Source organism: Pseudoalteromonas sp. 13-15 (assembly GCF_001468205.2).
Taxonomy (GTDB): Bacteria; Pseudomonadota; Gammaproteobacteria; order Enterobacterales; family Alteromonadaceae; genus Pseudoalteromonas; species Pseudoalteromonas marina.
On sequence record NZ_CP019163.1, the window covers coordinates 701,337 to 719,757 of the forward strand.

The 18,421-nt window shown below is 38.0% G+C and carries 16 protein-coding genes; 7 read left to right on the top strand and 9 right to left on the bottom strand.

The genetic code is table 11. From position 1 onward, the window contains the following. The first annotated feature begins 187 nt into the window (after positions 1-187). On the top strand, positions 188-1,807 hold the full coding sequence (locus ATS72_RS18640) for a diacylglycerol kinase family protein (RefSeq protein WP_058429782.1): 1,620 nt from the start codon (positions 188-190) through the stop codon (positions 1,805-1,807). 48 nt (positions 1,808-1,855) lie between these two features. On the opposite strand, the gene ATS72_RS18645 is transcribed toward ATS72_RS18640, so the two are convergent. After that, the gene (locus tag ATS72_RS18645; RefSeq protein ID WP_008126252.1) at positions 1,856-2,164 is read right to left on the bottom strand and encodes a VF530 family DNA-binding protein; all 309 of its coding nucleotides are present in this window, start codon (positions 2,162-2,164) and stop codon (positions 1,856-1,858) included. 54 nt (positions 2,165-2,218) lie between these two features. After that, positions 2,219-2,521, bottom strand: coding sequence for a DUF1496 domain-containing protein (locus ATS72_RS18650; protein ID WP_058429781.1), 303 nt, complete (start codon positions 2,519-2,521; stop codon positions 2,219-2,221). 106 nt (positions 2,522-2,627) lie between these two features. Between ATS72_RS18650 and ATS72_RS18655 the strand changes: the two genes are divergently transcribed. After that, positions 2,628-2,861, top strand: a complete 234-nt coding sequence (locus tag ATS72_RS18655; protein WP_006791677.1) for a TIGR02647 family protein — start codon at positions 2,628-2,630, stop codon at positions 2,859-2,861. Positions 2,862-2,873: 12 nt separating this feature from the next. Here ATS72_RS18655 and maiA read toward each other — a convergent pair whose 3' ends face one another. Together maiA and hmgA are read right to left on the bottom strand one after the other, a co-directional pair. Next, positions 2,874-3,500 (bottom strand): maleylacetoacetate isomerase, encoded by a 627-nt coding sequence (gene maiA / locus ATS72_RS18660; RefSeq protein WP_058429780.1) that lies wholly within the window; start codon positions 3,498-3,500, stop codon positions 2,874-2,876. A 2-nt stretch (positions 3,501-3,502) separates the two neighbouring features. Continuing rightward, entirely contained in the window at positions 3,503-4,804 is a 1,302-nt protein-coding gene (gene hmgA / locus ATS72_RS18665; protein ID WP_058429779.1) for a homogentisate 1,2-dioxygenase, read from the bottom strand. 144 nt (positions 4,805-4,948) lie between these two features. Here hmgA and ATS72_RS18670 point away from each other — a divergent pair, with 144 nt between their 5' ends. Further along, a complete protein-coding gene (locus tag ATS72_RS18670) occupies positions 4,949-5,380 on the top strand; it encodes a MarR family winged helix-turn-helix transcriptional regulator (protein ID WP_058429956.1) in 432 nt (143 codons plus the stop codon). Positions 5,381-5,434: 54 nt separating this feature from the next. Here the strand turns inward: ATS72_RS18670 and ATS72_RS18675 are convergent, their stop codons facing one another. Together ATS72_RS18675 and ATS72_RS18680 are read right to left on the bottom strand one after the other, a co-directional pair. Continuing rightward, on the bottom strand, positions 5,435-8,581 hold the full coding sequence (locus ATS72_RS18675) for a TonB-dependent receptor (protein WP_058429778.1): 3,147 nt from the start codon (positions 8,579-8,581) through the stop codon (positions 5,435-5,437). 302 nt (positions 8,582-8,883) lie between these two features. Next, on the bottom strand, positions 8,884-9,735 hold the full coding sequence (locus ATS72_RS18680; RefSeq protein WP_058429777.1) for a S1/P1 nuclease: 852 nt from the start codon (positions 9,733-9,735) through the stop codon (positions 8,884-8,886). 219 nt (positions 9,736-9,954) lie between these two features. On the opposite strand from ATS72_RS18680, the gene ATS72_RS18685 reads away from it, so the two are divergent. After that, positions 9,955-10,851 (top strand): hypothetical protein, encoded by an 897-nt coding sequence (locus tag ATS72_RS18685; protein ID WP_058429776.1) that lies wholly within the window; start codon positions 9,955-9,957, stop codon positions 10,849-10,851. Next, positions 10,844-11,788 (top strand): hypothetical protein, encoded by a 945-nt coding sequence (locus tag ATS72_RS18690; protein WP_058429775.1) that lies wholly within the window; start codon positions 10,844-10,846, stop codon positions 11,786-11,788. The genes ATS72_RS18685 and ATS72_RS18690 overlap by 8 nt, the downstream gene beginning before the upstream one ends. A gap of 26 nt (positions 11,789-11,814) precedes the next feature. Here ATS72_RS18690 and ushA read toward each other — a convergent pair whose 3' ends face one another. Continuing rightward, entirely contained in the window at positions 11,815-13,440 is a 1,626-nt protein-coding gene (gene ushA / locus ATS72_RS18695) for a bifunctional UDP-sugar hydrolase/5'-nucleotidase UshA (RefSeq protein WP_058429774.1), read from the bottom strand. Between the two features lie 92 nt (positions 13,441-13,532). Then, positions 13,533-13,703: a hypothetical protein gene (locus ATS72_RS18900; protein WP_006791686.1), complete on the bottom strand. Its 171-nt coding sequence runs from the start codon at positions 13,701-13,703 to the stop codon at positions 13,533-13,535. Between the two features lie 221 nt (positions 13,704-13,924). Here ATS72_RS18900 and ATS72_RS18700 point away from each other — a divergent pair, with 221 nt between their 5' ends. Next, entirely contained in the window at positions 13,925-14,674 is a 750-nt protein-coding gene (locus tag ATS72_RS18700; RefSeq protein ID WP_058429773.1) for a peptidylprolyl isomerase, read from the top strand. A gap of 52 nt (positions 14,675-14,726) precedes the next feature. On the opposite strand, the gene ATS72_RS18705 is transcribed toward ATS72_RS18700, so the two are convergent. After that, positions 14,727-15,143, bottom strand: a complete 417-nt coding sequence (locus tag ATS72_RS18705) for an MAPEG family protein (protein ID WP_006791688.1) — start codon at positions 15,141-15,143, stop codon at positions 14,727-14,729. A gap of 170 nt (positions 15,144-15,313) precedes the next feature. Here ATS72_RS18705 and ATS72_RS18710 point away from each other — a divergent pair, with 170 nt between their 5' ends. Next, positions 15,314-18,199, top strand: coding sequence for an insulinase family protein (locus ATS72_RS18710; RefSeq protein ID WP_058429772.1), 2,886 nt, complete (start codon positions 15,314-15,316; stop codon positions 18,197-18,199). The last annotated feature ends 222 nt before the right edge of the window (positions 18,200-18,421 follow it).

Sequence of the window (18,421 nt, forward strand, 5' to 3'; positions counted from 1 at the left end):
CATTGTGTAAAAAGAGCAAAGCCCATACAAACCAAAAAAGACGGTATTTAAATAGCTACTAAATATCAATAACATAAATAAAAAGTGGTGCCATATGCTTTACCGTTTTGTGGCTTGTAAATTGCAAATACAATTATAAAAGCTGTTTGTTAATTAATGAATAGCAATAAATATAAATGGAGATCTTATGTGGGCTGCAATTAGTTATTTGATATTAGCGTGTGTACTTATTTTTATAGGGTGGGAAATACATTCAATTTATTTTTCGTTATTTTTTTACTGGACCGCGCTATCACTGTCATTGGTCAGTGGGGCATACATTTTTAATATAGGTAAAATTTTCAGAAAGCGAGAAAACGGCGTTATTCCATTTTATATACGCTGGGCGTTTATTCCTTTTTTATTGGGGGCGCAAGTGTACAACGCGTGGTCGCGTAAGCATGATAAAGTGCCACCAATTCAGCAAATTAACGATAACCTTTTTTTAGCATGCCGCTTATTTCCCTCGGATATAGACACGTTAAAAAGCAATAATATTACCGCTATATTAGATGTTACTTGTGAGTTTGACGGTTTAGAGTGGAGCTCGACACAAGAGCGTATTAACTACTTAAATATCCCAGTACTTGATCATAGCGTGCCAACACACTCTCAGCTTAACCAGGCAATAAATTGGATTCATCATCAAATCCAAAAAAACAATAAAGTGGTTGTGCATTGTGCGTTGGGCCGCGGACGTTCAGTGTTTGTAATGGCTGCTTACTTACTTAGTCAAAATAAACACGCCGACGTGCATGATGTGCTTGCCCAAATTAAAGAAACACGTGAAACCGCTAATCTAAATAAACGCCAACTGCGCCACCTAGCAAAGCGACACAAAAGTGGCGAACTAGTAATTAAAAATCGTGCATTTCTAATTGCAAATCCCGTGTCGGGTACAAAAATATGGCAAGAAAAAGAGCAATTTATAATTGCACGCCTGTCAACTTATTACGATTTAACCGTAATGACCACAAGCCCAGACATTAATGGTATAGAGCTTGCCAAACAAGCGCTTGGTGAAAACCCTGATATTGTTATTGCCTGTGGTGGCGATGGAACAGTAGCGGAAGTTGCGAGCGTATTAGTTAATTCACCCTGTAAGTTGGGTATTATTCCGCTCGGGACTGCTAATGCGCTTGCTCACGTTTTAATGGGAATAAGTTCAAAATTTATACCTGTAGAGCAAGCGTGTGATTTAATTATTGATGGTCAATCTACGTTAATAGATACGGCATATTGTAATGACGATTTAATGCTACTTTTAGCCGGGATAGGTTTTGAACATGCAATGATTGAAAAAGCTGACCGCGAATTTAAAAATAAATTTGGGCAACTCGCTTATTTAACAGGATTTTTTCAGGCGTTTTCGGAACAAAAATCGCAACAGCTCAACGTTAAATTGGACGATAACGACCCAATGATGATCACTACAAGCAGCTTTGTTGTTGCTAATGCAGCACCGTTTACAACGCTACTTGCTCAAGGGGGAGGGCAGCCTAATCATAGTGATGGGCTACTCGATATAAATTGGCTTATACCCAATAAAGAAAATTCCACTACGGTACTGAGTATTGCCGAGCTTATGTTTAGCAGCATAACGCAAAGCCATTTAGCCATTAATTCTCAACACACAAATGCTAAAAAAGTCGAAATATCTTCAGAGAACGGAATTAAATATGTCATTGATGGCGAAGTGAAAACGGCTGATAGGCTTGTTATTGAAATACTGCCAGCATCGCTTAATGTGATCAGTAAGGAAATTTAGTAAAACTAAAATATAAAGGCGCATTAAAGTGCGCCTTTATTTATATTTTTACTTTTTTATTGATGGCCAAACAAAGTCAGTTGTATCTGGAGCCTTGTTTGTTGTTTTACGAGGTGCGCTTTTTGGTTTGCGAAGTGGTTTGTTATTTATTGTATGAATATATAACGCTTCAACTTTGTCTCTGGCCCACGGGGTTTTGCGTAAAAATTTTAAGCTAGATTTTATGCTTGGTGCATCCGTAAAACACTTAATTTTTACTTGTTCGCCCAGCGTTTTCCAGCCAAGTCGCTGCTCTAACTCGACCAATATTTGTTCTAGTGTGATCCCATGTAGTGGGTTTTTAGGTTGATTATCCATAGCCATACTGCTTATTTAAACTATGCTTATTGTAGCTTAAATACAATAAGCAGGCTATTTCACTGTAATCTTTTTAGGTCGATTTGGGTAAATAACTTTCCCTTGCTCATTGAGCTTAAGCCACATTAATGCGCTATTGGTTTGGTTGGGGTTTTTGGCACCGCACAGTAAATTGAACGTATCAACGCTAATTAATGCGCCTTCACTATAGCGTTTGTCGTCGTACCAACACATTGTTTGGTGCTGAGTTAACTGACTTGCGTTCACAAAAGTGCGGCTGTTATGCGGCTCGGCATTACAAAATAACGAGAGTGATAAGCTTAAAAAACAGGCGGATAGAATTATTAATGCGCGCATAACATTCTCCTAAAATTGACTTTAAAAATAGTACGTAATGCTAAAAAACATGCTAGTGTAATATTACACACTAAAAAATAAACAGAACAATAAAAGGTACACACACATGAAATTTAACCAGCTGATGATAGATGAATTCACATTACTTGCAAAGTTTCCGCTTGATAGCAAAATGCAGGGTATCAAATTACATTCTGACGCAGAAGCAAGCTTGATAGAAGCAGCACAACGATTATTTGATAAAGGCGTTATAGATAGCCCTGATGGCGGTTACTTAACGGATTTGGGTTTAGATTTAATTGAGCACGTTACGATTATTCATAGCGCGCTCAAAAGTTAAGCTCAGCAGTATTTAGGTCGCATCGGGTTGATTTTGCGGTGCGGCATCATTAAACGCAGCTAATTTATTACATCGTTCATAAATGGCTGCAATTTTTGGATAACGACTCATATCTACATTAAAACGAATAGCATTAAATACCTGAGGTACCAAGCAAACATCAGCAAGGCTTGGCTTGTTTCCAACACAGTAATCGTCGTCTCCAAGTAGTATTTCTATTTTATCAAAACCTACTTCAACCCAATGTTTGTACCAGGTGTTTTTAGCATCATCGTCTACTTTTAATTCATTCGACAAATACTTAAGTACTCGCAAATTATTCATTGGGTGAATATCACACGCTATTGCAAAACTTAAGTTTCTTATTTGGGCTTTTTGCCAAGCAGAGCCGCTAATTAATGGTGACTGTGGGTATGTTTCATCAAGCCATTCTAAAATAGCTAATGATTGACCAAGTACACCTTCATCTGTTTCAAGGGCTGGTAAAAGCCCTTGTGGGTTTAGTGTTAGGTAACCTTCCTCAAGCTGCTCTGATTTTAAAAGATTTACAATTGCGAGCTCATGGTCAATTTTTTTTAGGTTTAACGCAATACGCACTCGGTATGCAGCTGATGAGCGAAAATAACTGTATAGCTTCATAATTAATCCTTGTTGCCTGAATAGTGTTTTTTAATTGTTCGCCAACAATCTGTGTAATTTGGTTGGCGCTCATTACCTTCTAATGCGTATTTAGTTGGTGAAATGACATAACGTGATTCAAACATAAACGCTAAGGTATTTTCGTATTTTTGTGGAACCAGTTCCGCATTAGATGCTTTTTCAAATACATCCGCTTCAGGTCCATGCGGAGACATACAGTTATGAAGACTTGCGCCACCTGGCACAAAGCCATGCTCTTTTGCATCATATATACCTTCAATTAACCCCATAAATTCACTCATGATATTACGATGATAGTAGGGCGGACGAAACGTGTTTTCAGCAACCATCCAACGCGGTGGAAAAATGACAAAATCAACATTAGCCATCCCTTCAGTAGCTGATGGCGAGGTTAAAACGGTAAATATAGACGGATCCGGATGGTCAAAGCTTACTGTATTCATTACATTAAATCGCGATAAATCGTATTTATAAGGCGCGCTATTACCTGTCCATGCAACAACATCGAACGGGGAATGCTTAATCTCACAGCTGAATAAGTTGCCATTAAATTTTGACACTAGTTCAAAATCACCTTCTTTATCTTCAAAAGCCGCAACTGGGTATTGAAAGTCACGGTCGTTGGCATAGCCGTTTGCACCAACCGGGCCTCGCTCTGCAAGCTCCAAAGCATGACCATAGTTTTCGCAGATATAACCACGGGCCGTTGATTGTATTAAATCAACAGAAAACTTCATTCCTCGGGGTATAACTGCAACTTCACCTGGTTTTACACAGAGCTTACCGCATTCTGTATGCAGGAGTAGCTCGCCTTGTTGGGGTACAAATAGCATTTCACCGTCAGCGTTGTAAAAGTAGCGATCAACCATAGACTTGTTAGCAACATAAACATGAATACCGATGCCAGATTGCCCATTAGCACTGCCGTTAGCAGCCATTGTTATGAGTCCATCTAGAAAATCAGTTGGCTTTGTAGGAATTTCAACGGGGTTCCAGCGAAGCATAGTCGGAGGTGTTACGGCTTCAGTTATAGGCGCAGTTCGAATCAAGCCGTTATCAACAGCGGTGTAATCACCTTGCACTACCGAAGGGCGTAACCGATACAGCCATGTTCTGCGATTTGCGGCTCTAGGCGCGGTAAATGCTGTAGAGCTAAATTGTTCAGTGTAAAGATCGTACTTAACTTTTTGAGGAGTAAATTGCCCTATAGGCAAGGCACGGGGTAGCGCTTCGGTTTCAAACTCATTACCAAAACCGGTCATGTACTTTAACTGTTCTGCCATTACTGACTCCTGTGAGAGAAGGCTAGTTTTATGTTTTATTTATTTAAGTTAAGATACTCTCAAGTGAGAGTAATTTCAAATTGCTCTATGAATGTGTATGTAAATATAAATGAACAGCTAGTAAACCTATTTAACGGGATAACAATGAAACTGGATTTAGACACCTTTTTAGCATATCAGCTAATTAATGTAGCAGGTTTGGTAAGTAATGACCTTGCTAAGGTATACCAGACCAAATTTGACTTAACGATACCTCAATGGCGAATTTTGGCTAATTTAGCGCAATTTGGTCAAAGTAATGCCAAAAATTTATGTACGCAGGCAAATATGGATAAATCGACTGTGTCGCGTGCAATAAAAATATTAGTAGAAAAAAAGTTGCTAATAACTCAAATTAATTCAGAGGATAAGCGCGCAGCCATGCTTTCATTAAGTGAAGCTGGAAAAGATATGTATAAAAAAATAGTACCCGAGGCGTTAAAGTGGGAAAAAGAACTATTGGCTTCGTTAAACACACATGAACAAGGTTTATTAATAAGTGTACTTAATAAGCTAAAAAATAAATTACAGGCATAAAAAAGCCCATCAAATGATGGGCTTTTATCAAATAAACTAGTCTAACAAGTTAGATTAGAAAGTGTAACGTACGCCTACACGCATTTCCCATAATGACGCACCAGTTTGCACTGAAGTATTTGCGTTATTACCGTTAAAGCCTGAGTAAACGTAACGACCTTGATCATCTAAAGATGTTGAGATCATGCTTGCACCTACGAAAGGACCTTTCTTAAGTACGCCCCAGTCATCATTTAGCATGTTTGTAAGGTTGTCGATTACGAAGAATGCTTCACCTTTATGACCTTCCATAAAGCCTGGTAATTCTTGTGTAATCTTAAAGTTAAACTTAACAAACCAATCTGAATTTTGTTGGTTACGGCCTGCAATTTCACCGCGTTTAAGTCCTTCAGAAGCAATGAAGTCATTGAATTCATTGATTTCATCAGCCGACATGTCGTAAACAACGTTTGGATCGTTTTCAAGTGGGACGTAAAGTAATTGACGGCTACCATTCCAGCTTTCATCACCCCAAACACTATCGCTCCCGTCGAACGTGAAGCTGTAAGGTAAACCTTTATATGCTTCACCGTAAAGGTTAAAGCGTGTCTCAAAGCCATCTACAAACTCATGTTTGTAACCAAGTGTCATAGTGAAACGGTGCGGAATTTCATAATCTGAAGACGCAACACCAGGGTTACCAGGGTTTGAAAGCGCGATGTTACCGTAGTTAGAACCGGCTGTAGAGCTAGTCATTGGGTTTACATCGTCTGCATCTGTGTATGCATAACCAAAGCTAAAGTTAATGCCGTTGTCGTACATTTTGCTGATTGCAGCAGAAATAACTGAAGAATCACCGCTGTTACCACTTACGTTAGTAAGAAGTAAATCACCACCGCGACCATCGATTCTTTCATAAATAGGGCGACCATCAAACGTAGTTTCGCCACTATCTTGAAGTGAAATGTCACGCATCACAGCAGCATCTTTCTTCTTAGAGTATAAGTAGTCTACAGAAATTACGTATTCGTCTTCAGTTGTGTATGTAGCACCTAGTGAGTATTTCCACTCTGAAGGAATTTCAAAATCTGGGTCTACAGCATTAACTGTACCATCACCAGAACCAATTTCTGTAGCACCAATGATATCATAAAGTTCTTGTGGAACTTCAAAGCCAGGAGTTCCGCCATTTACGTTTGGAGTGTTAAACAAGTCAATAGTTCTTGAATCAGAATCATAATTACTTAGTTGACTCTCTCTTGTAGCGATTTGTGTAATACCGTCATTTGAGTATGAGTTAGACAGCCATACGTTAGGGTTACCACCAGAGAACAAGCCTAGGCCAGCACGAACTTCAAGCTCATCTGTTGCATACCATTGGAAACCAACACGTGGTTGCAGTAAGTCAATACCATCAAATGTAGACTGATTGCTGTAACCATAACGATTAGTGAAGTTCTCGTTAAAGTTAGGAACGTCATCGCTTGTGTACTTGTCGTAACGTAAACCAAACTGAATGGTTGCATCTAAGTCAGTAAATGCGTATTCATCTTGTACATAAAACGTGTGTTGAGCATACTCAAAACTAGCACCCGAATCAGTTGGATTGTTTGTTCCAGCTGAGTTGTTGTAGTAGATTCGGTCGGCTATACCTGATTCAAATTCATCGATTGAACCAAAACGGTACTCACCTTCAGTGTGCTGCACAAACAAGTTAAAAACGCTTAGATTTTCATATTCATAGCCAGCAGTAATAGTGTGTTGGTCTAAGTAATAAGTACCAGCAACTTTAAATGTAGTTGTGTCGTAATCTAGGTCGTTTGACTGACGAGAATCATCTGGACCAATGAATACAGTACCGCCATTATCAGTACGTATTTGCATTTCACCAAAGCTGCTTGCAGCATCTAATGACTGAACCGTTGCGTCTAACTCTGATTTACCTAAACGAACTTCAGTAGAAAAATCGTCTGACCAATCTGAATATACAGAACCAATGATTGATGTAAACTCAGCGCTTTGATCATAGAAGTGGTTTGATAAAGAAACACGGCTAGAACCAGTATCAGACTGAGAAATTGTGTTACCGTCGTTGTAGTTGTAGATTAAGTTTGCACGGTGATCTTCGTTGATGTTCCAATCTAGTTTTACTAAGATTTTTTCATCTTCAACAGGCATGCTTGATGGCATACCACCAACATCGTAACCATATACCGATTGAGCTGCATTAGTGATACGTGTAATGTCATCAGCTGTTACGCTACCAGTGTTTAAACCGTCGTAGTTAAACTGGCGAACACCTTCAAGTTTTTCGTATGAGGTGTATAAAAATAATGTATCTTCAACAAGCGGAAGGCCTACGTTGAAACCGTAACGTTTTTCAGTGTAGTTACCGTTATCAACTTCATCACCTTCAATTTCGTCGCCTTTCATTGAATCGCTTGTGTAATCGAAGAAAACACCACCGTGAACGTCGTTGCCACCAGATTTAGTTACAGCGTTGATGTTACACGATGTAAAGCCACCGTATTGAACGTCAAAAGGGGCTAGCTCAGCTGAAACTTGTTCAATAGAGTCGAAAGAGAAAGGGGCACGGATAGTAGGGTAACCGTTTGAGCTTAAACCGAAGTTATCGTTCATGCGAACGCCGTCAAGCGTTAAGCTGTTGTAACGTGGGTTACCACCACCACAGTTGATTGAACCACGGCTATCATCAATTGTGATACGTGGGTCAATACGGATGATGTCTTTTAAATCACGGTTGATAGCTGGTTGGTTTTCAAGATCCGTTAGCGTAAAAGTAGACGCAGGACCTGTACCACCAGACATAGCACTGATAGGAGCACCCGTAACTACAATTTGCTCGATGTTAGAGATATTCTCTAAAGAAGCATTTACCGGGTAATCGTTACCAATGTTAAGAATAATGTTATTGAACTCTTGGTCTGCATAAGTGTCAGAATCTACAACTACTCTGTATGGACCACCAACACGTAGGCCTTTAGCTGTAAAGTAACCAGCATCATTAGTTTCAGTTGTTTTAACTGAGCCTGAAGGAACGTGTAAAATTGTAATTTTAGTGCCAGCAGCAGGGTTGCCGTTAGGACCAGTGATTTGACCTTTAATTGCAGATGTTGTTTCATTTGCAATTGCAGCGCCACTAACACCAACACATGCTGCGATAGCAAGTGATAGGGCCGTTTTGCGTATTTGAGTTTTCATTTAATTTTCCCGTGTAGTTAATAATTAAATTTTTATATTTTTATTTTTTGGTTTTCAAAAAATAAACTAAATGCAGGTTTATATTTTAAAAACCATCGCTATTGTACCCCAATTGTTTGTTACAAATAAAATACAACTGCAATGTTTTTTTAATAAATAGTACAAATTTTGACTATTTTTACCTTTTTTTGAGTAATCACTCTATTAGCGAGCTCATACTACCGATGTTTTATGACAAACTTGTGAAATGTAAAACAAGCTTTTACAAAAAATCCCCGTGTGTAGGTTTTATGTGTCACAAATTACATAGATACTTTTTTTAACGCTTTTTCCAGCTCTTTAGCTGAAGGGTCAAACATAGCGTTTAACAAACCAGCCAATCGGACACCTGCTTGTAGCAGACGTGTTTTTACAATAGGTGTATTTTTATAAACATAGCTGTAGCCAACTTCTTCATTTGTAGATTTATAAAGTGCATTTGCTAAATTATGAGATTCTTCAATCCAAGTAGTTGGTGTACTTTCTAAATATTCTGCAATTAGTTCACTGTTATTAGTATTTATAAACTGCGCGTACTCAGTAAATGATAAGTTTTCGTTTTCAACTAATTTAGTATCCCATAAGCTGTGTAAGTTTGTATCTTGACCAAAAAACGACACTTTAATACGGTTTCCGCCTCTATCTTCGCTTCTTCCTGCATGGAAAGGTTGATGGCTATCACCAACTAAGTGAACTAAAAAACGTAAACTAAATTGCTTTGCATCTAGGCTGCTGTTTTTATCTTTGAGTGTTTTTATAGAATAGTGGATGCCTTCTAGAATATTGCTAACCGACTCTTTGTTGTTTGTATGGTCGTGATTGATTGTGAAGGACTTGTTAGGTGAGGCGTTAATGTAGTGCCAACGAGAAGATTGCTTTTGCCAAAATTTCCCCGGGTTTGAGCGCATCTCGTCAGGCCAAGTTGAAACCTGTGCAAGTGATTCACCCGCTAAGAATGGCTTAATAGCTGACTTTGTGGTGTCTGTTATATGAGATTCAGCAATTTTACCTACAACCCGGTGACCGTTTTGGCCCCAAGCAAGTGAATCGCTACTTGTAAAAATGGCACCTATTAAAAGCGCTGACGTTATCGAATATTTTACATTGATACGCATTAAGGTTCCCTAATTAATTTGGAGTGGTGTTGCTGCGTTGTAATAAGGTCAATTGTCCTTACTTTTGTTGAAATTAGGAAGGACTCAATAAAATTCATAATTTCTTATTCATATTTATTATAAATCAGTGCCTTAGCATCTATAGGTAAAATTACTTGTTGTAATAAGTAATTAAAATTGTTCAAATGAATAAGTAATGTATTTTAGGATGTCTTTAGCTTGAATATTAAAAATACGGTATTGCAAAAAACTTCAATTGTTACATTTTTGTTTATAGTAATAGTTTTTGCTTGGGTGTGTGGTCAATTAATTATAAATGACGATGAACTCGCTTTTCCTGTACTTATTGAAACATCAACAACATGTCGTACAACAGCGACCGCAAACGATAGTGAGCTTATTGTATTTACACCCTCTAAAAATATTGCAGTGCAACTTACACAGAAGTTGTGTGGTGATTATGTCGTTGCTAAACAGTACGGAGTGGTTGTTGGGTATTGGGGGTATAAAACATCAAGCAGTTTAGAGTTTGTAGGTAAAGGAATTGCAGACCTGATACTCGCAAAAAACAACATTATGGCGGCTTTTAAAGCTGAATCTACCTATAATTATATGCCCGTTGTTGGTTTTTCTGATTACACTGCATTCTTTATATCTTCAAAAGAAAAGCCAATTATTTCAAAATCTTATTTTTTAGACAAAAAAATAGGGCTGCTTGATTACCCAACGAGTCGCTCAGGGCATATTCTTCCAAAACAGGTCTTTAAAGATCTCGATATAAATATTGCAAATTTAAATATTTTGTACGCAAGTTCTCATAATGAACTACGAGATTTATTAGCCAACGGTAAAGTAGATATTATTGCGTCGTTTTGGAAAGAAAACGATAAAGACCGTTTCTCGAAAAACTATATCACCCCATTAAGCAATAACATAACAGGCACACGTTGGTACTTGAAAATGCAACAAAACAACACAGATTTGTTATGTGCTGTACAAGAACACCTAATGGCTATGTCTAAAGACCAAGAACTTCATTATTATCAAAATGTTTCGCCCTTTTGGCAATGTGAGAATAATACAGCTGTTTTTAAGATAGGTGAAGATAATGAGTAGGCTTAAATTTTCTGCAATGTCCTCATGTATTTTTTTAATGCTTTCTTTAGTGTTTTATATATCTATGATTAATAAAACAGAGCGTGTTAGCGAGCAGCAAAAGGTCCAAATTGAAAAACAAATTGCACTAGATTTACCATTACTCGATTTGCCAAATGAACTGTATAAGCATGCAGGTAATAAAGATGCTTTAGTTGGCTATATTGACTCACTAAATAGTTATCTAAGAATGAGTAACTTGCGTGTCATCGATATCAGTACAGGCGAGATTGCTCACAGCGATTTAAAGGCAAAGCAATTTATCAGTAGCTTAGCGACGAGTGAAGGCCCTGTGAATATTATTTTTAGTGTAGATGAGCATTACTTGACACCTAGTAATAAAATCTTTTTTTTGTTTTTTTTACTTATCAGTCTCTTTGTTGCTGTGTGGTTAAAAGTGGTAGAAAGTAAGAAAAGCAAGCTAAGCTTAAACAAGAGTATTAACTCTGCTGCATCAATGCCAATGCCTTTAGCGGTCATAATTGATTTACGCAATAAAACACTTTCACATAGTTATGATAAAGAGCACAGCGTTCAATTAGCTAATAAGCCATTGTGTTTTTACCTAGCCCTTGTTGAGTATTGTTCAGCTAATGGTGATGTTATTTTAAATCATAATAAAAATGTACCCGATGAGCTTATTGAACTTGCCAACAAGTATTTTTCCCGATTAACAGAGCTAGGGCATACGATAAGGAAGCGACCAAACTTCAATAATAGCCTTGAAAAAACGTTGAGTGAAATAAGGGCTTCGCTTGACGACGTTTTGAATGAATATCCTGAGGAAAAAGAGATTTATTACCCTCCAAAAGCATATGGAGAAGGCTCTCGCTCTCGTCTGCACAGCTACGGGCTCATAAATATTGCAAAGGGAAATATTGAAATAATAGGGAAGTAATATTACTTCCCTATTATTAACCGTGTTTATTTAGGAGCAAACTCAGCCGCTTTTATTGGACTATGTTGCGATATAAATGTTTTAAGTGCTTGGGCGTCAGTTTCGTCAGTGCTAACAAAACCTTTTAGCGTATTTATAGTTGGGTAACCATCACCGCCCGATGCGTTATAGCTATTTAAACTCATGCGGTATGTTTTACTTTTATCGAACGGTTTACCGTTAATAAATACGTTTGTAAGCTTACCATTTTTGCGGTCAAACGAAAGCTTGTGATATTGCAAGTAAGCACCAGCGTCTGCTGGGAAGCTTGTTACTGTATTTAAGTAGTCCCATAGTTCAGCACCTTGCCAATCCATATACGTTATACGGTTTTTAAAAGGGTGAACTTTTAATATGTCTTTATAGCTTATTTCACCGGCATCAATTGAGCTGCGAATACCACCGCCACTGATCAAACCAAAATCTGCACCTACCACATTCATTTGTGCTTGGATGATAACGCGAGCAAGGTTTGTTTGTTGATAGCGTACTTTGTTTCTATCACCTTCTAATCTTGCATCAACAGAGCCAATAGTCCCCTCAATTTGTTTAGCACCAATCGCTTGGTATTTAGCTAAAAACGCTTTTAATGACGGGTCTGGCTTAATATATTCGTTCGCAAGTACCTCTTTTAATGTGCCGTCAGCTTGTGTTTTTTCTACATATAAATTAACTGGCATTAATTTATAATCAAGTAGGCTCAATTCACCATTTTCTAATTTGAACTCAGCCTTACCAACGTACTTTCCCCACTCGTGGGCTTGCATTATCCACGTGCCATTTTGCTGATCAGGATTACAAGCTAAGCCAGGTTTAAAACTATCATCGTTTACATTTTCTGATGCCATACACACAGGCTCTTGTGAGTGGCCACCTATGATCATATCAAGCGTATTAGCAGGCAATGAGCGAGCAAGTGTTACATCCCCCGGTGCGTTAATGCCATGTTTAGCATCAATAAAGTGGCCCATGTGAGTAACAGCAATAGTAATGTCTGGGTTGTATTTTGCTTTTATCTCTTTAGCTAGGTTGGCTGTTACTGGAACAGGGTCTTTAAATTCTAAGTGACCAATGTACTGAGGGTTTCCTATTTTTGCTGTATCGGTTGTAGTTAAACCTATCACGGCAATAGTTAAGCCATTTTTTTCAAATATTTTATAGGCGTCAAAAGCGTTCTTACCTGACGACTTTTCCACTATATTAGCCGATAATAGAGGGAAATTAGCCCAGTTTTGTTGCTTGGCTAAAACACTAAGTGGGTTATCAAATTCATGATTACCTAATGCCATTGCATCGTAGCCGAGTAAAGACATCCCTTTAAAGTCAGGCTCTGCATACTGTAAATCAGATTCTGGTATACCTGTATTTATGTCGCCACCTGATAGCAGTAAAACGGCATGACCTTTTATTTTCGCTTCACTACGTAATTGATCCAGTAGTGTTTTGCGAGCAGCCATACCGTATTCGCCTTTTTCGTTATGCCAAAAGCGACCATGATTATCGTTAGTATGAAGAACGGTTAAGTATTGTGTAGAAGATGTTTTTTCATTAGTTGTGGCAGATGTGCATCCCAGTACACCCAAAATGATCGAAAAAATAAAAATTATGCGCATAAAATACCTGTGTATTAAGTTGTACTTAATGTTGTAGGTGGCTAGTTTAAACTAGTTTGAAATATAAAAAAGGCAGATATTTATATTTTTGGCTAATTACGACTCGTAGCCGCATTTTCCCTGCGTTTGAGTTCTTGGCTAGCGTAATGGGATTTTTCGTGTTTTGTAGCAACCATCCAATTTAAAAAGCTTGCTGGGAGTTTGGTGTATGCTTCGCCTTTGTGTAGGCCAAAGTCGCAAATTGTGTGTGGTGTGTGTGTCATGTGTATCCGTTATCTCTGTTATTTAATAATTAACAATGAGCAAAGTTAAACATTTACTCGGTTTACATATTCATAGAAAATATAAATCAATATTGTGTAATTGAAATGTTACCAGAACGGTCTAATTTGTATCAACTATCTTAATGCTATCGATTTTCTTAGTGTGTAGCATTAACCTAAACAAAACTTATTTTTAAATAACTATAATAATAGGATCTAACATGAAAAAACGTTTACTGTGTTCATTGCTCGCTTCATTAAGCTTTGCTAGCCATGCAACCATAGTCGAAATGCAAACTAGCCAAGGCACAATTGAGATTAATTTATTTGACCAGCAAACACCAAAAACCGTAGAAAACTTTTTAAGTTATGTGCAAGACGACTCATACAATGAAACAGTTATTCATCGTTCAATAGACAATTTTGTAATTCAAGGCGGTGGTTTTACATTTTCAGACACACTTGACCCAATAACAACTAAACCTGCTGTTATCAATGAACCTGTATTTTCTAATGTTAAAGGTACTATTGCCATGGCTAAGTTAGGGGGCAACCCTAATAGTGCTACTAGCCAGTGGTTTTTTAATATGGCGAATAATAGTGGGGGAAGTGCGGCACTTGATACGCAAAATGGTGGGTTTACAGTGTTTGGACAAATCACAGCAGAAAGTCAGGAAACGCTTGATAAAATTGCGGCCCTTGTTCATTGCGGTGAAACACCAGTAGTCGATATAACAACAGAGCAATGTGCGAGCAGTGATGTGTCTATTAGTAGTGCTAATTTAGTGACAATCCAGAGCGTTACTATATTAGACGACGATCCTAATTCGGCAGCCGGATTGACCGTTGTTGAAAATACACTGATTGACGCGGATAACTCCGGTAGCTCAGATGGAAGTTCGGGGGGAGCGCTAATATGGTTACTGAGTGCTTTTTTACTAGCTGTTCCACGCCTTAAAAAGACGAAGTAACCTCATTCAGAGCAATATAAACAGCGCAGCTAGTATATAGCTGCGCCCTATATTAAATAAATAGCCGCCAAATCATCGCAAGCCACATCGCAAATACAGACACGCAGCCAATTAAAAACACGTTAAATCGAGCTCTTACGTTATTTGATCCTAAATGAATAATGCTATGTAATATGCGTGTTATTACAAATACGCAGGCCAAAATTGCAACCACAACGCTTGCACTGTTTAATTGCAAAGCTAACAAGCAACCGGCGTAAAATAAAACGGGTATTTCAAACTGGTTAGTAAAGTTTCTATCCGCAACCCTTACATGGTCACCTGCGTTATCTAATCGCATCGTTGCAAAGTCGTTTAAGTTTAACTGTTTATTTTTAGCTGCTGCAAAGCGTCTTCTCCCCATAATAATCATTACAGCCAAAGACAGGGTGACTTGCACAAACATGGCAAGTATTATTATTTTTTCCATTGTAGTTCCTTGTTATTGTTTTAGTCAGTATGCAGACATTTTTCACAATGTGTTACACAAAAAAGCGTTAACTGCTAGAAAGTATTCAGTACAAAGTGTTAGTTTATATTATCAAACCTGCTTTTGAATTAGCATAACCTTTTTTGCATCATGCTTTTAATGGAAATAAAATGAAAAAAATTATTTGTCTCAGTGCCATCGCACTCGCTGTTCTCAGCGGTTGCTCGAATACATCTTCATCAGTAGCAACCTCGCCACAAGCCTCGTTACTATCAGACAGTTTAGTGGTTAGCCCAAATGATAATAGAGAATATAAAACACTAAAGCTTGCTAACGAAATTGAGGTTATTTTAGTGTCTGATCCAAGCGCAGAAAAATCTGCTGCTTCACTAAGTGTGGGGGTGGGGTTACTGCATGATCCTATGTCTCAGCAGGGTATGGCGCATTACTTAGAGCATATGCTGTTTTTAGGCACAGAACGTTACCCTGATACAAAAGGGTATTCAGATTTCATGACCAAAAATGGCGGAGCGCACAATGCCTACACGTGGCTCGAAATTACAAACTACATGTTCAAAATAAACAACGATGCGTTTGACGAAGGACTCGACCGTTTTTCTGACTTTTTTAAAGCCCCTAAGTTATACCCAGAATACACAGAAAAAGAAAAAAACGCAGTGAATGCTGAGTGGTCTATGCGCCGCGAACTGGACTTCTTTGGCCAATTTAAATTAGCGCGTAAAATGATGGGCGAGCATCCAGCTAATCGCTTTTTAATTGGTAACCTAGAAACACTAGGCGATAAAGAAGGTAGTTCGCTTCATCAAGAAACCGTTGATTTTTACAATAAATATTATTCGTCAAATATTATGAAAGTCGCACTTATTTCTAATTTGCCAATCGCAGATATGGAACAAAAAGCGCAAAAATACTTCGCTGACATTAAAAATAAAAACATCGAAAAGCCAAGTGTTACTGCTAATTTAGATTTTGATAAAGCGGGCGGTAAACGCGTATTTTACTCGCCAAATGAAGATGTAAAACAGTTAAAACTTGATTTTACAATTACCAACAACAGTGATGAGTTTGCTGTTAAACCTAACCGTTTTGTTTCATATTTATTAAGCAATGAAATGCCGGGTAGCCCAGCACAAATACTAAGAGATAAGGGCTGGGTTTCGCAGCTAGGGGCATCAGCCTCTCCAACACAATATGCAAACTATGGTGCCTTAACGGTCGATATTGAGCTTACTGATTTAGGTATGCAAAACCGCGAAGCAATTGTTGCAGTGGTTATGCAATACATTGATTTAATAAAAAAAGAAGGGGTTAATAGCAAGTACTTTAACGAAATACGTACCTCGCTTAATAACCAATTTAAATTTTTAGAAAAGGGCGACGAGTTTAACTATGTAAGTGCTCTAACAGGCAGCATGCAAGTTTACCCGCTTAATCACACGATTAACGCGCCTTACCACTATGCAAAGTTTGATGCTGACGCCGTTAATGATGTTCTAAACCAGCTCAACGCAGATTCACTGCGTATTTGGTACATTTCACAACAAGAAGAAACAGACTCTCAATTATACTTTTACGACGGCAAATACCGCATAAATGACATTAGTGATGATGAAATAGCAAGCTGGAATAAGCCAAGTGAGTTTAAATTAGCGCTTCCTAGTGTTAATAATCTATTACCTGAAAGTTTTGCAATTAAAACGGCTGAATTTAAAGAGCAAAAACACCCAGAGCTTGTTTACGATAAGCAGGGCGTAAAAGTATGGCGTCAAGCAAGTCAAAAATTTGCTGAGCAACCTAAAGGGCTCGTTGAGGTTTACATAAATACACAACCGGGTCTGAGCGACATAAGTGCTGAAGTGCTTTACTCTGTTTGGGCTGATTTATATAACATTCAGCAAAGCCAATTAAGCACTGAAGCTGCTGTAGCCGGTATGGGCGTTAGACTTGCACCAAGTAATGGGCTTGTATTATCACTTAATGGGTTCACTGATAAGCAAGATGTATTGCTTAAACAGGCTTTGAGTGGATTAGACGTTAAGGCTACTTCACAAGCTTTCGAGCAAGCTATTGACCGTTACACGCGTGACTTATTGAATCAACAAAAGCAATTTCCTTATGCTCAAGCGTTTGGTGCTTATTCTAAGCTAACACGCACAGGCAGTTTTGATACTGATGAATTAATCAAAACCGCAAAAACATTAACTGTTGCTGATCTTACAAAGTTAAAAGAAGCCACATTCTCTAATAATGATTTGCGTGTATTTAGCTACGGTAATTATAACCAGCAAGATATAGAGTCAATGGCTGGTGAGTTAACAGCCGTTTTACCTAAAAATCATACGGTGAGCGAGTTTGCTCGTAGTAAAGCGTGGTTGCCACAACCGGGTGAAACGTTAGTATTACAAAAGGATATAGATGTAGCCGATGTTGCCGTGGTTGATATGACCGTTCACCCAATACCGGGTTACAAACAAAAGGCTCAAGCTGCTGTATTACGCGATCATTTTAGGACGATCGCATTTGACAAAATGCGAACAGAAGAACAACTCGCTTATGCAGTAGGTGCTATTGCAAGCTCAATCGAAGATTATTCTGCTGTTGGTTTGTTTATACAAACCCCTGTAAAAGGGCCTAAAGAAGTACAAGCTCGCTTCGACCAGTTCAAAAAAGAGTACGCGGTAGAGCTCGATAACATGACAGAAGACACATTTTTACAACTTAAAAATGCGACTTTGGTGTCACTTAAAGAGCAACCAAAAAACTTAAATGATGAAATGGGTCCTTTAATTAACGATTGGTACCGAGAAAACTTTAGTTTTGACTCAAAACAAAAGTTAATTAATGAAGTAGAAAAAGTAACGCTTGCAGATATAAAACAGTACTACAAGCAAACTATGCTAAACCCACAAGCAGCGCGTTTAAATGTGCAGCTGCGCGGTACTAAGTTTATTGAAAGTGACTTTGCTGATTTACCTAATCAAACCAAAATCACTACGCTTGATGCTTATTACAATGGCATTAAGTTACAAAAATAAGATTGATAAATAAGTCAAAAAATAAACCCCAATGTACTGATACATTGGGGGTTTTTATTTATTTCAATATCTACAAAGTACTTATCTCATGCTTTAAAATTCATAACAGCCAGCGATGCTGCTATTAATGTGTAAGGTAATTGCATAACTCCAAAGTTCATTAAGTTACAACGAGAACGTAGTGCTGTAAGCATGGTGAAGTCTGAATAAAAAAACGCGTTG